The sequence below is a fragment of the Amorphoplanes friuliensis DSM 7358 genome (assembly GCF_000494755.1).
Lineage (GTDB): Bacteria > Actinomycetota > Actinomycetes > Mycobacteriales > Micromonosporaceae > Actinoplanes > Actinoplanes friuliensis.
In genome coordinates this window covers 6,736,422-6,753,842 of the sequence record NC_022657.1, presented here as the reverse complement: position 1 = coordinate 6,753,842, position 17,421 = coordinate 6,736,422, and the positions used below count along the sequence as shown (strand labels likewise).

Genomic DNA, 17,421 nt, shown 5'->3' with positions numbered 1-17,421 from the left:
CCCAGTGCTTCGACCCGGGTGCTTCGAACTGGAGGTGCTCCCATCTGAAGGCGCTCCCGCCCGGGTGCTCCCACCAGGGAGGTGCTCCCACCAGGAGCGCTTCGACCCGGGGTGCTCCCGCCGGCAGGTGCTTCCACCGGGCGGCCTCGAGCAGGCTCTGCGCGCTGGCTTCGTCAAGGCCGCTGCCGGGCTCGTGCAGGTCGTCCCAGCCGGCGGGAGGTGCTTCCACCAGGAGGTGCTCCCGCCGGGAGGTGCTCCCGCCGGGAGGTGCTCCCACCTGGAGGCGCTTTGGCAAGGGGTGCTCCCACCGGGAGGTGCTCCCACCTGGAGGCGCTTTGGCAAGGGGTGCTCCCGCCGGGAGGTGCTTCCACCGGGAGTTGCTCCCGCCGGGAGTTGCTCCCGCCGGGAGGTGCTCCCACCAGGAGGTGCTCCCACCGGGAGGCGCCTCGGCCCGGGGTGCTCCCACCGGGGTGCTTCCTCCCGGAGGTGCTTCGACTCGAGGTGCTCCGATCGTGAACTGCTCCCACCCTGGGGTGCTCCCGGCCCGGCAGTGCTGTTCCCTCCCAGCACCAGGCCGTCTGCTACCCCCACACGCGCTGCTCGCTGGCAGCAGCTGGGTGGGTGGCGGGTTGGTTGTTCCGTGCACGGAGCTGGCAGGGTGCGGGCGGCTGTTCATGAGCCGCCAGGCGATTGGCCGGTCGGGCCCGGTCTCCGCGGGAGCGACGATCAGGGACATGCACGGACCGTGGCAAGGAAGGGATCGACCGTAGACGGCCGGAACCCGGGCGAGTGTCGGATGAGACCACCGCGACGCCAGGTAATAGGGTGTCGAACACACGTCCGAGTCGCGGGAACGGAGGCCCCTCTGTGCGGGTGCTGGGGATCGATCCCGGGTTGACGCGGTGTGGGGTCGGGGTGGTCGAGGGGGTTCCGGGGCGGCCGGGGAAGCTGATCGGCTACTACGTCGTCTATTCGGAGCCGGACGAGGACATCGCGTTGCGGTTGTTGCATCTGGACAAGTCGCTCGGGGAGCTTGTTGCGGAGCACAAGCCGGACAGTGTTGCTGTCGAGCGGGTTTTCAGTCAGCACAATGTGCGGAGTGTGATGGGGACCGCGCAGGCGAGTGCTATTGCCATTTTGGCGGGGTCGCGGGCCGGGTTGCCGGTGCAGACCTACACGCCGAGTGAGGTCAAGGCGGCGGTGACGGGGTCCGGGACGGCGGACAAGGCGCAGGTCACCAGCATGGTCACGCGGTTGCTGGGTCTGGATGCGCCGCCGCGGCCGGCGGATGCCGCCGATGCGCTCGCTCTGGCGATCTGCCATATCTGGCGTGGGGGGACGCGCGCTCGCATGCAGGCTGCTGCACTGGCCGCTGCCTCTGGGCGAAAGAAAGGGATCCGACGATGATCGCCAGCGTGCGCGGCGTGGTTGCCGCGATCGCCAATGACAGTGCCGTCATCGAGGTCGGTGGGGTGGGGCTGCAGGTGCAGTGTGCGCCCGGGACGCTGGCCGGGCTCAAGGCCGGGGTCGAGGCGCGGCTGTCGACGAGCATGATCGTGCGGGAGGATTCGCTCACGCTCTACGGTTTTGCCGACGACGACGAGAAGCACCTCTTCGAACTTCTGCAGACGGCCAGTGGGGTCGGGCCGCGGCTGGCGCAGGCCGTTCTGGCCGTGCATCAGCCCGAGGTGGTGCGGCGGGCGATCTCCAGTGGGGACACTGCCACGCTGACGCGGGTGCCCGGGATCGGGAAGAAGGGGGCCGAGCGGATGGTCCTCGAGCTGCGGGACCGGATCGGTGCGGTTTCCACCGGTACGGACGGAGTGGCCGGCGCGCTCAGCGGTGGCTGGCAGGACCAGGTGCGGCAGGGTGTGATCGCGCTCGGCTGGTCGCAGCAGCAGGCCGACCAGGCCGTGGCCGCCGTCGCCGAGACGATCGACGGTGAGGTTCCCGCCGTGCCCGTGCTGTTGCGGCAGGCGATCCGGCTGCTGGGCCGCACCCGATGACCGACGACCTGGTCTCTCCCTTCGCCGGTGACGAGGAGCTGGACGCCGAGGCGAGTGTCCGGCCGCGGCGGCTGGCCGACTTCATCGCGCAGCACCGGGTCCGGGACCAGCTGGAGTTGCTGCTCAAGGGTGCGATGGGCCGGGGGACGCCGCCCGACCACATCCTGCTGTCGGGGCCGCCCGGGCTCGGTAAGACGACCCTGGCCAACATCGTGTCGGCCGAGCTGGGGACGGGGATCCGGACCACCAGCGGGCCGGTGATCGAGCGGTCGGGTGATCTTGCCGCGATCCTCACCGGGCTGGCCGAGGGCGACGTGCTTTTCATCGACGAGATCCATCGCATCGCCAAGCCGGCGGAGGAGCTGCTCTACAGCGCGATGGAGGACTTCCGGGTGGACGTGATCGTCGGGAAGGGACCCGGTGCCACGGCGATCCCGCTCGACGTCGAGCCGTTCACGCTGGTCGGGGCGACCACGCGGGCCGGTCTGCTGTCCGGTCCGATGCGTGACCGGTTCGGGTTCGTGGCGCATCTGGACTTCTATTCACCGGCCGATCTCGACGCGCTGCTGCACCGGTCGGCGCGGATTCTCGGGGTGCCGATCACGCCCGAGGGGGCCGCGGAGATCGCCGGGCGGTCGCGGGGGACACCGCGTATCGCCAACCGCCTGCTGCGGCGGGTGCGGGACTACGCCGAGGTGCGTGGCAACGGCATCGTCGACGAGGCGACGGCCAAGGCGGCGCTGACGGTCTACGACGTCGATCAGCTGGGGCTGGACCGGCTGGACCGGGCGGTGCTGCGGGCGCTGATCGAGTCGTTCCGGGGCGGTCCGGTGGGTCTTTCGACGCTGGCCGTCGCGGTGGGGGAGCAGTCCGACACCGTGGAGGAGATGTGCGAGCCGTTCCTCGTCCGGGCGGGTCTGCTGGCGCGGACGCCACGCGGGCGTGTCGCGACCGACGCCGGCTGGCGCCACCTGGGGAAGAAGCCCCCGGAGGGCCGGGGTGCGTTGCCGAACCAGCCCGACCTGTTCGCCCGGGACGCAGAAACCTCTCCGTAATGTGAACGTGACGTGTGCCGCTCACAGACTTCTCAGCTAGAGGGATTAGACTCGCCGCCGTTCGAACGGGATGTGTATATCGCCCCGTCGTGTGCTTTGAGCCGCGCCGGAGGCCCCATGGAAGGTCGTCTTCGTGTCTATCGCAGCTCAAGCGCAGGGCGGTGGCAGCTTCATGCCGCTGCTTCTGATCGTCCTGCTCTTCGGCGTCATGTATTTCATGATGATCCGTCCGCAGCAGAAGCGGCGCCGTGAGGCCCAGCAGATGCAGTCCTCGCTGGGTGCCGGCGACCAGATCGTGACCATCGGCGGCCTGCACGCGACCGTGGTCTCGGTCGACGACGACGTCGTGACGGTCGAGATCTCCCCCGGGGTCAACGCCCGCTACGCCCGCCCGGCCATCGCGAAAATCGTGAAGCAGGAGGCCACGGTGGTCGAGGAGCCCGTCGCGGCACCCGTCGCCGACGACCCGATCGAGAGCCCGGTCGTCGAGACCCGCAAGTCCAACGACTGATGATGTGATGGTCGCGGCCCGCCACCGAGGTGGGCCGCGATCGTAAAAAGCAGCACAGGCCGCGGGGCGGGGCAGCCGGGCGGCTCGTTGTTGTGAATAATCGTCGCCGGGCAAATCGGCCGGATCCCCAATTCCGGCCCGAGACACCCTGCCCCCGCACAATCCCCAGCGCCGCGCGCTCCCGCCGGCCGTAAGCACGAGGAGATCGACAGTCGTGGCACGACCACCACAGGGACAGATGCATCCCGGGCGGCAGCTCGCCGTGCTCGGTCTCCTCTTCGTCATCCTCTATGCGCTCGTGTTCTTCGGCGCGGGTGCCAAGGGCAGCGTCACCGACCGGTTGCAGCCGAAACTCGGGCTCGACCTCGTCGGCGGCACGCAGGCGACCTACGTCGCCTCGCTCGCGTCCAACGGCCAGCCGCCGCCGCAGACGAGCATGGAGGAGGCCCGCAAGATCATCGACCAGCGGGTCAACGCGCTCGGTGTCGCCGAGGCCGAGGTTGTCGTCGAGGGCAACCGCAACATCGTGGTCTCCGTCGCCGGTGAGGCCGACGACCAGCTGAAGAACGTCGGCCAGGCGGCGCAGATGCGCTTCCGCAAGGTCCTCAAGGCGACCGGCGACAACGCCGCCGTGGCGGCCAACCCGCCGACCGCCAACCCGAGCGCCAGCGCGGTTCCGAGCGGCAGTGCCGCGCCGAAGCCGAGCTCGAGCACGGGTGCGAAGGCCACCGCGAAGCCGTCCGCCTCCACCGGCGGTCAGGGTGGCGGCGAGAAGGCCCCGAGCCCGAGCGCCACTCCGAGCGCACCGGCTCCCGCGCCGTCCGCCTCCGCGGCGGCCCCGGCTCCGGTCACGGCCGACATCAAGGAGCAGCGCGCGGCCATCGAGAAGAAGGTCGGCGCGGCGGCCTGGGCCGCGGCGGAGAAGCTGAAGGACCCGGTCGACCTGCAGACCGACCCGACGGCGGGCATCCCGTTCAAGGCGTTCGGCACGCTCACCGGCCCCGAGGTCAACGCCCTCACGCCGGAGATGCAGTTCAACGTGCCGACGATCGGCTGCGCCGAGCAGCTCGACAAGCGGCCGAACGGCGCCATCGACGCGATCGACCAGAAGGTCGTGGCCTGCCAGAGCGGCGCGAAGATGTACCTCGACGCCGCCAAGGTCATCGGTAAGGACATCGACACCGCGACCCCGCAGCTCGACCAGCAGCAGGGCCAGTGGGTCGTCTCGCTCGACTTCACGAGCGAGGGCCAGGCCAAGTGGACCGCCCTCACCCGTGAGGCGTTCCAGCCCGCCGCCGACGACTCCTGTGTCGCCGCCGCGCAGGCGCTCTCGACGGGTGCGACCCACTGCCTCGTGGCGGTCGTGCTCGACAAGACGGTCATCTCGGCCCCGGAGATCCAGGGTGTGCTGACCGGCCAGTCGCAGATCACCGGCCAGTTTAACGCGGTCACCGCGAAGGAGCTCGCCGACCAGATCAAGTACGGCGCGCTGCCCGTCACCTTCGAGCCCGCCGCCACCCAGTCCGTCTCCGCGACGCTGGGCAAGCAGCAGCTCGAGGCCGGTCTGCTCGCCGCCGCGATCGGCATGGGCCTGGTCGCGATCTACGCGTTCTTCTACTACCGCCTGCTCGGCACGGTCATCTTCCTGAGCCTGATCCTGTCGGGTCTGCTGACCTTCGGCGCGCTGGTCGTCCTCGGCCGCACGACGGGCTTCACGCTGACGTTGGCAGGCATCGCCGGTTTCATCGTCTCGCTAGGCGTCGCGGCGGACTCGTTCGTCATCTACTTCGAGAGACTCAAGGACGAGATCCACGAGGGGCGCAGTGCGCGCAGTGCCGTCCCCCGGGCCTGGGTCCGCGCCCGGCGTACCATCATCTCGGCGAACACCATCACGATCATGGCCGCGGTGGTGCTCTACATCGTGTCGATCGGCGCGGTGAAGGGCTTCGCCTTCGCGCTGGGCCTCTCGACGATCCTCGACCTCGTCGTGGTGTTCCTGTTCCGGCATCCGATCATGACGATGTTCGCGAACACGAGGGCGTTCATGTCGCCGCGCGTCAGCGGCCTCGGCCGCGCCATGAAGCGTGTCTCGACCGATGTCAAGGAGGCCTGACATGGCCAGCAAGGGCTTTGCCGATCGCCTCTACCGCGGTGAGGCGAACCTGAACATCGTCGGCCGCCGCAAGATGTGGTTCGCGATCGCCGGTGCACTGGTGCTGATCGCCATCGGCAGCTTCGTCTTCCGGCAGTTCCACCTCGGCATCGAGTTCGCCGGTGGCACGCAGTTCGTCATCCCGGCCTCGGTCGGCACCCAGGAAGAAGCGCAGAGCGCCGTGGCGCGGGCGGTCGAGTCCGCCGGCGCCACCGAGGAAGCCAACATCGGTGCCGCCCAGCGGGTCGGCAACGGCCCGGACGCCACGTACACCGTGCGGACGGCGGCCCTCAGCCAGGATCAGGCCAGCGCGATCAAGAGCGCCCTGGTCGCCGACCTGAAGGTGCCGGCCGAGGACATCAGCGACGACCGGGTCTCGGCCGCGTGGGGCACCCAGGTGACCCAGCAGGCGCTGCTCGGCCTCGGCATCTTCCTGGTGCTGGTGCTCGGCTATCTGATCGTCCGCTTCGAATGGCGGATGGCGGTGGCGGCGGTCGCCTCGCTGTTGCTCGACCTGGTGCTGACGGCCGGCGTCTATTCGCTGGTCGGCTTCGAGGTGACACCGTCGACGGTGATCGGCTTCCTGACGATCCTCGGCTTCTCGCTCTACGACGTGGTCGTGGTGTTCGACAAGGTGCAGGAAAACACCCGCGGCATCACCGCGGGGGCGTCCCAGACCTACAGCGAGGCCACCAACCTCGCGGTCAACCAGACGCTGATGCGCTCGATCAACACCGGTCTGGTGGCGCTGCTGCCGGTCGGTGGTCTGCTCTTCATCGGCGCCGGTCTGCTCGGCGCGGGCTCGCTGAAGGACCTCGGCCTGGTGCTCTTCGTCGGCATGGGCCTCGGCGTCGTCTCCTCGATCCTCTTCGCGTCGCCGATGCTGGCGGCGCTCAAGGACCGGGAGCCACGCATCAAGTCGCACACGGCCCGCGTGCTCGCCCGGCGATCCTCGGCCCGCTCCGGCGACGTGGCCCGCGGCGAGCGCACCCGCACGCCGAACGCGACCCCGTCCGACGAGGTTCCGGCCCTGGCCGGTTCCACGCCGCGTCCGGGTGTCCGCCCGGCCGCCAAGCGCAGCAACACCCGTGGTGGTGGCGCGGGCAACCGCCCCAGCGGTGGCCAGAAGCGCCGCTGACCTCGCAACGCCGGGAACGGCCCGCCACCGCGTCGGTGGCGGGCCGTCGCCGTGTCTAGGCTGTTCGATGTGACTGAGACTCAGAACGCCCGTGCCTCCGAGCTCGTGGCCAGCCGTGTCCTGGACGTGCCGGACTTCCCCAAGCCCGGCATCGTCTTCAAGGACCTGATGCCGCTGTTCGCCGACGGGCCGGTGTTCCGGCAGGTCATCGACGAGATCGTGGCCTATCACGGCCCGGAGTCGTTCGACGTCGTCGCCGGTGTCGAGGCGCGCGGATTTGTGGTCGCCGCGGCGATCGCCTACGCGACCGGCAAGGGTGTCGTACCGGTGCGTAAGGCCGGCAAACTGCCCCGCAAGACACACTCGGCCTCGTACGAGCTGGAGTACGGCGAGGCGACCCTCGAGGTCCACGAGGATGCGTTCGTGGCGGGTCAGCGGGTGCTCGTGGTGGACGACGTCCTGGCCACCGGTGGCACGGCGGGTGCGGCTCTCGAGCTGGTCGAACGGGCCGGTGGCACGATCGCCGGTTTCACCGTGCTGATGGAGTTGGGGTTCCTCGACGGGCGTCAGCGGCTCGCCCCGCGTACCGTCCATGCGCTCCTGACCGTTTGATCCTGATCTGCCGGTCGTGGTGGCACGCTTTCCGGACGTCAGGCCCGGCCATCGGGGAAGAGCAGGCGGGTAGGATGACGTTTCCAGTGAGGTGAGTATCGGACCCGACCGGCCGACGATGACCGGAAAGATCCCAGGCGATGGTGTGAGGAGGCCGGTGTCCAGCGACGTCGCCCCGCAGGCGGAGGGCACGGTGGATCCAGCCGGCGGAAACGAGCAGGCCGCCGAGGATCTCCACGACCTCGAGTCCACTCAGCCGCTCTCCCCGGGGGACGAGCCGGCCAGTGGTTTCGGCCTGGCCAGTGCGCCCACCGGCCGACGCGTCCGGGCGCGGCTGGCCCGCTTCAACGCGCCCTGGCAGAGCACGCAGGTCAGCGAGGTTCTCGAGCCGCTGATCGCGACCCACCGGGCCAGCCACCCCAAGGCTGACGGGCGGGCGCTGCAACGCGCCTTCGACGTCGCCGCGCGCTGGCATTCGGGGCAGTACCGCAAGTCGGGTGATCCCTACATCACGCACCCGCTCGCGGTCGCCACGATCCTGGCCAACCTGGGCATGGACACCACGACGCTGGTCGCGGCCCTGCTGCACGACACGATCGAGGACACCGATTACGGCCTCGAGCAGATGAAGGCCGACTTCGGCGGCGAGGTCGCCCTGCTCGTCGACGGTGTCACCAAGCTCGACCGGGTGAAACTCGGCGACGCGGCCAAGGCGGAGACGATCCGCAAGATGGTCGTCGCGATGGCCAAGGACCCCCGGGTGCTGGTCATCAAGCTGGCCGACCGGCTGCACAACATGCGCACCCTGACCTTCCTGCCCCGCGCCAAGCAGGAGCAGAAGGCCAAGGAGACGCTGGAGATCCTCGCGCCGCTGGCGCACCGCCTCGGTATGAACACCATCAAGTGGGAGCTCGAGGACCTGGCCTTCGGGACGCTGTTCCCGAAGCGGTTCGAGGAGATCAACCGCCTGATCGGTGAGCACCAGCCGCAGCGCGAGGCGCTGCTGCGTCAGGTCACCCAGCGGGTCCAGCTCGACCTCAAGTCGGCGAAGATCAAGGCGGAGACCACCGGACGCCCGAAGCACCTCTACTCGATCTACCAGAAGATGATCGTCCGGGGCCGGGACTTCAACGACATCTACGACCTGGTCGGCGTGCGCATCCTGGTCGACACGGTCCGCGACTGCTACGCCGCGCTGGGCGTCATCCACGCGAACTGGCAGCCGGTGCCGGGCCGGTTCAAGGACTACATCGCGATGCCGAAGTTCAACATGTACCAGTCGTTGCACACGACGGTCATCGGCCCGACCGGCAAGCCGGTCGAGATGCAGATCCGCACCTTCGCCATGCACCGCACGGCGGAGTTCGGCATCGCCGCCCACTGGAAGTACAAGGAGCAGAAGGGCGCGACGATCGTCGGCCCGCCGGCGCACATCGACGAGATGACGTGGCTGCGCCAGCTGCTCGACTGGCAGCGCGAGGCGAGCGACCCCAGCGAGTTCCTGGACGCGCTGCGCTTCGACCTGTCCAGCCAGGAGGTGTACGTCTTCACCCCCAAGGGCGACGTCATCCCGCTGCCGACCGGTTCGACGCCGGTGGACTTCGCCTACGCCGTGCACACCGAGGTCGGTCACAAGACGATCGGCGCCCGCGTCAACGGCAAGCTCGTGCCGCTCGAGTCGACACTGTCCAACGGCGACGTCATCGAGATATTCACGTCGAAGTCCGCCACGGCCGGCCCGACGCAGGACTGGCTCGGCTTCGTCAAGAGTCCCCGCGCCCGCACCAAGATCCGGCAGTACTTCAACAAGGAACGCCGCGAGGAAGCGATCGAGGACGGCAAGGAGGCGATCGTCAAGGCGATGCGCAAGCAGGGTCTGCCCCTGCAGCGCATGCTGACGAGCGACAACCTGACGACCATCGCCCGCGACCTCCATCTGGCCGACGTAGCGTCGCTCTATGCGGCCGTCGGTGAGAACACCGTGTCCGCGCAGTCGGTCGTCCAGAAGCTCGTCGCCGGGTTCGGTGGTGAGGAGGGCGCGGTCGAGGACATCGCCGAGACCGCCGTCGCGACCCGGCCGCCGCGCAACCGCAGCACCGCCCAGGATCCCGGTGTGGTCGTCAAGGACGTCAGCGACGTCTGGGTAAAACTGGCCCGCTGCTGCACACCGGTGCCGGGTGACGCCGTGTTCGGCTTTGTGACGCGTTCCGGTGGTGTCAGCGTGCACCGCGAGGACTGCGCCAACGCCGAGGATCTGCGGGAGCAGAGCGAGCGGGTCGTCGAGGTCAGCTGGAAGCCGACGTCCGCGTCGACGTTCCTGGTGGCGATCCAGGTCGAGGCGCTCGACCGGCACAAGCTGCTCGCCGACGTGACGCGGGTGCTCTCCGAGGAGCGCGTCAACATCCTGTCCGCGACGGTCACCACGACCCGCGACCGGGTGGCGGTCAGCCGCTTCACCTTCGAGATGGCCGACCCGAAGCACCTGGGGCACCTGGTTGCCGCAGTGCGCAAGGTGGACGGTGTCTTCGACGCGTACCGCGTCACCTCAGGGGCATAAAAAAGGGCGGGCCGTCACCGGCCCGCCCTTTCCTCAGCGCTCGATCAGGCCTTGGCCATCGTCAGCGTCTTGATGTCGATCTCCTTCTTGGGGTGACCGTCACCCTTGCCGTTGGCGTCGTCGCTGCCCGCCTTGGCCACACCCTCGACGATGTCGAGGCCCTTGGTGATGGTGCCGAGGACGGTGTAGTCGGCCGGGAGGTCGGTGTCCTCGTAGACGATGAAGAACTGGCTGCCCGTGCTGCTGGGCGCCGACGTCTTCGCCATCGCGATGGTGCCCTTCGGGTACGCCGGCTTGGCGTTCGTGGGGAGGTTCTCCTCCGCGTAGCGGAAGCTCGGCCCACCGGAGCCGTCGCTCTGGCGCCAGCCCTTGCCGGTCGCGCTCGGGTCGCCGCACTGCAGCACCTTGATGCCCTCGGTCGTGAGGCGGTGGCACTTGGTGTTGTCCCAGAACTTCTTGCTCGCGAGGAAGGTGAAGGCCTCGCCGGTGCAGGGCGCCTTGGCCAGGTCCACGTCGGCGGAGATCGCGCCGAGGTTGGTGTCCATGGTCATGGTGGCCTTGCCGACGTTCGGGGCGTTCGGCGGGGGAGTGCCGACGTCCTTGACCTTGGATCCGGTGCTGCCGTCCTCCGGGATCCAGGTGCAGGCGACGGTGCCGGCGGGCGGGGCCGCAGCGGCGTCGGCCGGCTTCTTGTCGTCGTCACCGCCGAGCGCGGCGACGATCCACACCGCGGCGCCGGCGATCACGACGATCGCGAGTGCCGAGCCGATGATGGCCTGACGCTGCCGGCGCTTGCGCGCGGAACTGGCACGCTCGGCCATTTCCTTCTCCAGCCGGGCCCGCGCCGCCGCGCGCTGCCGGTCCTTGATCGACGACACGGTGTTCCTCCTGTATGCCTCGGTGCGGTGAGGGGATCTGTCGGTACGAGTCTGGTCCGGAAAGCTCAGGACTGGCTGGACGCCGAAGGGACAGCGGCGGGCGCGGCACCGGGCTCGCCGACGGTGAGGCTCTTGATGGTGATCTTGTCCTTCGGGGTGACCTTGTCGCCCGCGGTGTTCGCCACGGTGGCGATCTTGCCGAGCTTCGTGACGGTCGCCAGGCCCCCGGTGACCGTTCCGACGATCGGGTACTGGGGTTCCGTCTTCGGGGTGAAATCCTTGAAGAAGATCAGGAACTGGCTGCCGTTGGCACCCGGCGGATTGCCGATCAGCGCCACCGTGCCCCGGGGGTAGAGCGGCGCGGCGGGCGAGGGGCTCGCCGAGGCGCTCGGGGTCGGCGCCAGCGGGGTGTTCTCGTTGTAGAGGCTGTACGCCGGGCCGCCCTGCCCCGTTCCGCTGGGGTCACCACAACGGATCGCACCCTCGGTGGTGATCTCGTGGCAGGTCGTGTTGTCGTAGAACTTCTTCGACGCCAGGTAGGTCAGGTCGGCCGCGCTGCACGGCGCCTGCTCGAGGTCGAGGCTGACGACGATCGGCTCACCCTGATCGGTGGTGATCGTCATCGGCCGCGTGCCCTCGGTCGGCAGGCCCGACGTCGGCGGCTCACCCACGTCCTTGAGGTCGGGGTTCGACTCGGCGTTCTGCGGGGTCCACGCGCACTGATCGGTGGCGGTCGTGTCGACGGGCTCGTCGTTGTCGAACGCACCACCGAGCCACGCCACGCCGGCCACGATCAGGACGAGCGCCAAGGCAGCACCCAGTCCGGCCTGGATCTGCCGTCGCCGGCGCTGCTGACCCGCCCGGCGCGCCTGCTGCCGATCGAGCTTCTCCCGCGCCAGTTTCCGCGCCCGGTCCCTACTGGAAGCCACCGAGTGCTCCCCTTCCTTAAACTCTTGTCCAGTGCGCCACGCCACACGCCCGCAAGAGTGTACGGGTAACCGCTGGGAATGTGGTGTGCGAGGTTCCGTCACGGTGTGTACGGTGCGTCCCGCTAGGCTTTGCGGGGGAGATGGACCGCTAGAGAGGGGTGCGGAGTGCTCGTCACCGGCTTTCCGGCCGAGGCCTTCGGCACCAACTGTTACGTGGTGGCCGCGGGTCCGGGCGAGCAGTGCCTGATCGTCGACCCGGGCATCGGCGTGCTCGACCAGCTCGACGAGGTGCTCGCGCAGCACCGCCTGCACCCGGCCGCCGTGCTGCTGACGCACGGGCACCTCGACCACACGTTCTCCGTCGCGCCCGTCTGCGGTGCGCGGGGCATCACTGCCTATGTGCACCCGGCCGATCTGGAGATGCTCGCCGATCCGGCCAAGGGACTGAGCATGGACCTGAACGCCATGTTCGGCGGCCGGCTGCCGTACACCGAGCCCGAGGACGTCGCGGAGCTGACCGACGGGGCCACGCTGAGCCTCGCGGGGCTGGAGGTCACCGTCGACCATGCGCCGGGCCATACCGGCGGGTCGGTGCTCTTCCGGCTGCCCGGCGGGGGCTCGTCGTGGGAGGCGGAGCAGATCTGCCTCTCGGGTGACGTGCTCTTCGCGGGTTCGATCGGCCGCACCGACCTGCCGGGCGGCAGCACGGACACGATGATGACCAGCCTGCGGGACAAGATCCTGCCGCTGGCCGACGACACCGTCGTCCTGCCCGGCCACGGACCCGAAACCACCATCGGCCGCGAGCGCGTCTCGAACCCGTACCTGCGGGAGCTGACCGCTGCGCCCGGCCGGGGTCTCTGAGACTTTCCTCGCGCGCAAGGAGAACGACCATGAGCAAGCCCACGCCTCTCTCCGGTTTCCCGGAGTGGCTGCCCGCCCAGCGGATGATCGAGCAGAACGTCGTCGAGCGGATCCGCGCCACGTTCGAGCTCTACGGTTACGCGCCGCTGGAGACCCGTGCCGTCGAGCCGCTGGACCAGTTGCTGCGCAAGGGTGAGACCTCCAAGGAGGTCTACGTCCTGCGCCGCCTCCAGGAGGACCCGGGGGCACGGACCGACGACTCGCTCGGCCTGCACTTCGACCTGACCGTGCCGTTCGCGCGCTTCGTGCTGGAAAATTCCGGCAAGCTGCAGTTCCCGTTCCGCCGCTACCAGATCCAGAAGGTGTGGCGGGGCGAGCGGCCGCAGGAGGGGCGCTACCGCGAGTTCCTGCAGGCCGACATCGACGTGGTCGACCGCGACAACCTGCCGTTCCACTACGACACCGAGATGCCGCTGGTGATCGGTGACGCCTTCGCGTCGCTGCCGATCCCGAAGGCGACGATCCTGGTCAACAACCGCAAGGTGTGCGAGGGCTTCTACCGGGGTCTCGGCCTGGAGGACCCGGACCAGGTGCTGCGGACGGTCGACAAGCTCGACAAGATCGGCCCCGAGAAGGTGGCGGCGCTGCTCGTCGAGACGGCCGGTGCGACCGATGCGCAGGCCGCGGCGTGCCTGAAGCTGGCGGCGATCTCGACCGGCGACGCGTCCTTCGTGGACCAGGTCCGCGCCCTCGGTGTCACCAACGACCTGCTCGACGAGGGCCTGGAGGAGCTCGTCCGTGTCGTCGACGCCGGCACCGAGTACGCGCCGGGTCTCATCCGGGCCGAGCTGAAGATCGCCCGCGGCCTCGACTACTACACCGGCACGGTCTACGAGACGCAGCTGCAGGGTTACGAGCGCTTCGGCTCGATCTGCTCCGGCGGACGCTACGAAAACCTTGCGACCTCCGGCAACGAGCGCTTCCCGGGTGTCGGCATCTCGATCGGTGTCTCCCGGATGCTCGGCCTGCTCTTCGGCCACAACGCGCTGACGATCTCCCGCAGCGTTCCGACGGGTGTGGTGGTGGCGCTGCCGGCCGAGGAGCTGCGCCCGGCCTGCGACCGGATCGCTCAGGCCCTGCGCCGGCGTGGCATCAGCACCGAGGTCGCCCCGGCCGCGGCGAAGTTCGGCAAGCAGATCCGCTTCGCCGAGCGCCGCGGGATCCCGTTCGTGTGGTTCCCGGGCGCCGACGGCGAGCCGGACACCATCAAGGACATCCGCTCCGGCGACCAGGTGGAGGCCGACGCGGCCACCTGGGCCCCGCCCGCAGAGGATCTGATCCCGGTCGTGTCAAAGGCCTGATCCAAGCCCGACCAAGATGTCGTGCCCGAGTGCATGGTGCTGACCGTCGCTCCCGCCGATTGCCGGCTGCGTGCCCGCTCACCCGGGGCGTTCAGGGTCGCAGGCTGTCCATGACGAGGTCGAGGAGATGTGCGGCCCGCTTCTCCCAGTTCTCGTTCTCCAGGCGCCAGAGAAAACCGACCAGCAGTAACAGCTCGTCGGCGTTGATGTCCGGCCGGATCACCCCGGTGGTCCGGCCGGCGTCGAGCAGCAGGGTGATCACCGCGGTGACCTTGTCGTAGTACTCGGCCGAGAGGTCGGCGCGGGTCGCGGCGTGCACCGCCTCGGCGACACCGTGCTTGACCCGGCCGTAGGCCGCCAGCTGATCGAGCCAGTGCCGGAGTGCCTCCCGCGGCGGGTGCGCGGCCAGCAGCCGCGGCGCGGCGTCGATGAGCGCCTCGACGTCCTTGCGGTAGACCGCCAGCAGCAGCGCTTCCCGGGTGGGGAAGTGCCGGTAGAGCGTGCCCTGACCGACCCCCGACAGCTTGGCGATCGACTGCAGGGTCGCGTCGCTGGACGTCGCGAGCGCCGCACTGGCGACCTCGAGGATCCGCGCCTTGTTCTGCTCAGCGTCCGATCGGACCATTCGTGAGCTCCCTGCCGTTGCGTAAGTGGACACGTGTCCGCTAACGTCGGAGGTGATGCGGACACCTGTCCGCTTAATCTAGCAGGGGACGGGAACATGACGGGAATCCGTGACAAGGTCATCGCCATCACCGGTGCCGGCAGCGGGATCGGCGAGGCCACGGCACTGCTGCTCGCCGAGCGCGGAGCCAAGGTCGTGCTGGCGGGCCGCCGCGAGGAACGGCTGGCGGCGCTGGCCGAACGCATCACCGCGGCCGGAGGCCAGGCCGCCTACGCCGTGACGGACGTGCGCCGCCGGCAGGACGTCGCCGACCTGGTGGCGCTGGCCGGCGAGCGTTTCGGCCGCCTCGACGTGCTGATCAGCAACGCGGGGTACGGCGCGACGGCACTCCTCGACGACCTGCGGGTCGAGGAGTGGGAGGACCTCGTCGACATCAACATCAAGGGTGTCCTCTACGGCATCGCGGCGGCGCTGCCGGTCTTCCGCAAGCAGGGCACCGGCCACTTCGTCCACACGCTGTCGACGTCGGGCCTGACCATCACGCCGACCATGGCGGTCTACGCCGGCACGAAGAACGCCGTGCGCACGATCTCCGAGGGCTTGCGCCAGGAGTCCGGTGGCGACGTCCGGGTGACCACGGTGTCGCCCGGCTTCGTCCGCACCGATTTCGTCGACCACACCGCCGACCCGGAGGTCCGCGACCGGCTGGCGGTTCAGCGGGACCGGTTCGCGATCCCGCCGGAGGCGATCGCCCGGGCCATCGCCTTCGCCGTCGAGCAGCCGGACGAGGTCGACGTCAACGACATCGTCGTGCGCCCGGCCGCGCAGCGTTAGAGAGCGTCGAGGAACTCCTCGATGGCGGTGCCGACGCGGCCGAGGTCGTCGGTGAAACGGCGCAGCGGGCCGGGCGCTCGCAGGGAGTGGTTCGCGTCCTCGATCACCAGGGCCGGCCGGCCGGTGGCCCGCGCCGCCTCGGGCACCCAGGTCTGGTCGGCAGTCCCGCCGATGAGCAGCTGGGGTGCGGGATTGCGGGTGATCGCGTCCACGATGGACGGCACGTGGAGAAGCGGTGTCAGCCAGATCGCCGGGAGCTCGCGCTCGGCCGCCAGCGCCGCCGCGTAGGTGCCGAGCGACTTGGCGATCAGCACCGGCCGCTCACCCGGGGCCTTCACGGAGAGCCGGTGCAGGGCAACGGCCGTGTGCGCCCGGACGAACGGTTCCGGTCCGGCGTCCAGCAGCGACTCCGGCATGTCCCAGGCGATCTCCTCGATCACCGCGCCGCGGTCGTTCAGCGCCTCCCAGCCCAGGTCGAGCGGGGCGATGAGGACGGTGCCACGGCCGCCGGGGATGAGAAGTCCAGCACTCATCGTTTCAGGGTAGTCACAAAGATCCTGTGTGGCCTGTGGGGTCTCGTTAACGCATTGGACATGCGTCGATACAGCCAGTGAAACTCGCTGTTCCTAGCTTTCGGGGCACCACCCCCCGCGGGCGAAGGGACAGTCCCCATGTCACCGTTCAGATGGACCAAGACTCTCTCCATAGCGTTTGTCTCCACGACCCTCCTGCTGGCCGGCTGCGCCGACGATCCGTCGGAAGCGGGCGGCTCCTCGGGCGACACCATCAAGGTCGGCATCCTGCACTCCCTCAGCGGCACGATGGCCATCAGTGAGGTGACCGTCCGCGATTCCGAACTGCTCGCCATCGAGGAGGTCAACGCCGCCGGTGGTGTGCTCGGCAAGAAGCTCGAACCCGTCGTCGAGGACGGCGCCTCGGACTGGCCGACCTTCGCCGAGAAGGCCCAGAAACTGATCAACGAGGACAAGGTCGCCACCACGTTCGGCGGGTGGACCTCGGCCAGCCGCAAGGCGATGCTCCCGGTCTTCGAGCGCAACAAGGCCCTGCTCTGGTACCCCGTGCAGTACGAGGGGCTGGAGAGCTCGCCGTACATCTTCTACACGGGTGCCACCACCAACCAGCAGATCGTCCCGGCCCTGGACTACCTCAAGGAGCAGGGCAAGAAGTCGGTCTTCCTGGTCGGCAGCGACTACGTCTTCCCGCGTACGGCCAACAAGATCATCAAGGCGTACGCGGCGGCGAACGGCATGACCGTGGTCGGCGAGGAGTACACCCCGCTCGGCAACACCGAGTATTCGACGATCGTCAACAAGCTCGGCCAGGCCAAGCCCGACGTCGTCTTCAACACGCTCAACGGCGACAGCAACGTCGCGTTCTTCAAGCAGCTCCGCAGTGGTGGCTTCACCGACAAGACGATGCCGACGGTGTCGGTCAGCGTCGCGGAGGAGGAGGTCGCGGGCATCGGGCCGGCGAACATCGCCGGTCACCTGGTCGCCTGGAACTACTACCAGACCACCGAGGGCGCGACGAACACCAAGTTCGTCGAGGCGTACAAGGCGAAGTACGGCGCCACCAAGGTCACGTCCGACCCGATGGAGGCCGGGTACAACGCGGTCAAGCTCTGGGCGGCCGCGGCGACCAAGGCCGGCAGCGTCGAGGTCGAGGCGGTGAAGAAGGCGGCCGGTGGGATCGCCCTCGACCTGCCCGAGGGCAAGGTCACGATCGACGGCGAGAACCAGCACGTCTTCAAGACCGCCCGGATCGGCCTGATCCAGCCGGACGGTCAGATCAAGGAGGTGTGGAACTCCGGTGAACCCGTGAAACCGGACCCGTACCTCAAGGGGTACCCGTGGGCCGCCGGACTCTCTTCCTGAGTCC

General features: G+C 69.1%; 16 protein-coding genes. 12 read left to right on the top strand and 4 right to left on the bottom strand.

All coding sequences use genetic code 11. The features are described 5' to 3' along the window. Positions 1–867 precede the first annotated feature (867 nt). The 8 genes from ruvC (at position 868) to AFR_RS31185 (ending at position 10,031) form a co-directional block, all read left to right on the top strand. On the top strand, positions 868–1,407 hold the full coding sequence (gene ruvC, locus AFR_RS31220) for a crossover junction endodeoxyribonuclease RuvC (protein ID WP_023560809.1): 540 nt from the start codon (positions 868–870) through the stop codon (positions 1,405–1,407). Next, positions 1,404–2,006: a Holliday junction branch migration protein RuvA gene (gene ruvA, locus AFR_RS31215; protein WP_023560808.1), complete on the top strand. Its 603-nt coding sequence runs from the start codon at positions 1,404–1,406 to the stop codon at positions 2,004–2,006. Before ruvC ends, ruvA begins: the two co-directional genes overlap by 4 nt. Continuing rightward, positions 2,003–3,061 carry a Holliday junction branch migration DNA helicase RuvB gene (ruvB, locus tag AFR_RS31210; RefSeq protein WP_023560807.1) on the top strand — a complete coding sequence of 353 codons (1,059 nt, stop codon included), beginning with the start codon at positions 2,003–2,005 and terminating at the stop codon, positions 3,059–3,061. Before ruvA ends, ruvB begins: the two co-directional genes overlap by 4 nt. A 133-nt stretch (positions 3,062–3,194) precedes the next feature. Further along, positions 3,195–3,572: a preprotein translocase subunit YajC gene (yajC, locus tag AFR_RS31205; RefSeq protein ID WP_193786330.1), complete on the top strand. Its 378-nt coding sequence runs from the start codon at positions 3,195–3,197 to the stop codon at positions 3,570–3,572. A 238-nt stretch (positions 3,573–3,810) separates the two neighbouring features. Beyond that, positions 3,811–5,685, top strand: a complete 1,875-nt coding sequence (gene secD / locus AFR_RS31200) for a protein translocase subunit SecD (RefSeq protein WP_023560805.1) — start codon at positions 3,811–3,813, stop codon at positions 5,683–5,685. A 1-nt stretch (position 5,686) separates the two neighbouring features. Then, entirely contained in the window at positions 5,687–6,862 is a 1,176-nt protein-coding gene (secF, locus tag AFR_RS31195) for a protein translocase subunit SecF (protein WP_023560804.1), read from the top strand. Positions 6,863–6,931: 69 nt separating this feature from the next. Further along, on the top strand, positions 6,932–7,474 hold the full coding sequence (locus AFR_RS31190) for an adenine phosphoribosyltransferase (RefSeq protein WP_023560803.1): 543 nt from the start codon (positions 6,932–6,934) through the stop codon (positions 7,472–7,474). A 157-nt stretch (positions 7,475–7,631) separates the two neighbouring features. Next, entirely contained in the window at positions 7,632–10,031 is a 2,400-nt protein-coding gene (locus AFR_RS31185) for a RelA/SpoT family protein (protein WP_023560802.1), read from the top strand. Positions 10,032–10,075: 44 nt separating this feature from the next. Here the strand turns inward: AFR_RS31185 and AFR_RS31180 are convergent, their stop codons facing one another. Then, positions 10,076–10,909: a peptidylprolyl isomerase gene (locus tag AFR_RS31180; protein ID WP_023560801.1), complete on the bottom strand. Its 834-nt coding sequence runs from the start codon at positions 10,907–10,909 to the stop codon at positions 10,076–10,078. Positions 10,910–10,974: 65 nt separating this feature from the next. Next, positions 10,975–11,838, bottom strand: coding sequence for a peptidylprolyl isomerase (locus tag AFR_RS31175; RefSeq protein ID WP_023560800.1), 864 nt, complete (start codon positions 11,836–11,838; stop codon positions 10,975–10,977). 165 nt (positions 11,839–12,003) lie between these two features. Here AFR_RS31175 and AFR_RS31170 point away from each other — a divergent pair, with 165 nt between their 5' ends. Beyond that, entirely contained in the window at positions 12,004–12,702 is a 699-nt protein-coding gene (locus tag AFR_RS31170) for an MBL fold metallo-hydrolase (RefSeq protein ID WP_023560799.1), read from the top strand. 29 nt (positions 12,703–12,731) lie between these two features. Beyond that, positions 12,732–14,063 (top strand): histidine--tRNA ligase, encoded by a 1,332-nt coding sequence (gene hisS / locus AFR_RS31165; RefSeq protein ID WP_023560798.1) that lies wholly within the window; start codon positions 12,732–12,734, stop codon positions 14,061–14,063. Positions 14,064–14,154: 91 nt separating this feature from the next. Here the strand turns inward: hisS and AFR_RS31160 are convergent, their stop codons facing one another. Further along, a complete protein-coding gene (locus AFR_RS31160; RefSeq protein ID WP_023560797.1) occupies positions 14,155–14,688 on the bottom strand; it encodes a TetR/AcrR family transcriptional regulator in 534 nt (177 codons plus the stop codon). Between the two features lie 96 nt (positions 14,689–14,784). Here AFR_RS31160 and AFR_RS31155 point away from each other — a divergent pair, with 96 nt between their 5' ends. After that, positions 14,785–15,522, top strand: coding sequence for an SDR family oxidoreductase (locus tag AFR_RS31155; protein WP_023560796.1), 738 nt, complete (start codon positions 14,785–14,787; stop codon positions 15,520–15,522). Here the strand turns inward: AFR_RS31155 and AFR_RS31150 are convergent. After that, positions 15,519–16,055 carry an alpha/beta hydrolase gene (locus tag AFR_RS31150; protein WP_023560795.1) on the bottom strand — a complete coding sequence of 179 codons (537 nt, stop codon included), beginning with the start codon at positions 16,053–16,055 and terminating at the stop codon, positions 15,519–15,521. The genes AFR_RS31155 and AFR_RS31150 overlap by 4 nt on opposite strands. Positions 16,056–16,193: 138 nt before the next feature. Here AFR_RS31150 and urtA point away from each other — a divergent pair, with 138 nt between their 5' ends. Continuing rightward, entirely contained in the window at positions 16,194–17,417 is a 1,224-nt protein-coding gene (urtA, locus tag AFR_RS31145; protein WP_023560794.1) for an urea ABC transporter substrate-binding protein, read from the top strand. Positions 17,418–17,421: the final 4 nt, after the last annotated feature.

Coding starts and splice junctions, on each gene's coding strand:
- AFR_RS31150 (WP_023560795.1), bottom strand. CDS start 16,055: ATGAGTGCTGGACTTCTCATCCCCGGCGGCCGTGGCACCGTCCTCATC.
- secD (WP_023560805.1), top strand. CDS start 3,811: ATGCATCCCGGGCGGCAGCTCGCCGTGCTCGGTCTCCTCTTCGTCATC.
- AFR_RS31160 (WP_023560797.1), bottom strand. CDS start 14,688: ATGGTCCGATCGGACGCTGAGCAGAACAAGGCGCGGATCCTCGAGGTC.
- hisS (WP_023560798.1), top strand. CDS start 12,732: ATGAGCAAGCCCACGCCTCTCTCCGGTTTCCCGGAGTGGCTGCCCGCC.
- ruvB (WP_023560807.1), top strand. CDS start 2,003: ATGACCGACGACCTGGTCTCTCCCTTCGCCGGTGACGAGGAGCTGGAC.
- AFR_RS31155 (WP_023560796.1), top strand. CDS start 14,785: ATGACGGGAATCCGTGACAAGGTCATCGCCATCACCGGTGCCGGCAGC.
- secF (WP_023560804.1), top strand. CDS start 5,687: ATGGCCAGCAAGGGCTTTGCCGATCGCCTCTACCGCGGTGAGGCGAAC.
- urtA (WP_023560794.1), top strand. CDS start 16,194: ATGTCACCGTTCAGATGGACCAAGACTCTCTCCATAGCGTTTGTCTCC.
- ruvA (WP_023560808.1), top strand. CDS start 1,404: ATGATCGCCAGCGTGCGCGGCGTGGTTGCCGCGATCGCCAATGACAGT.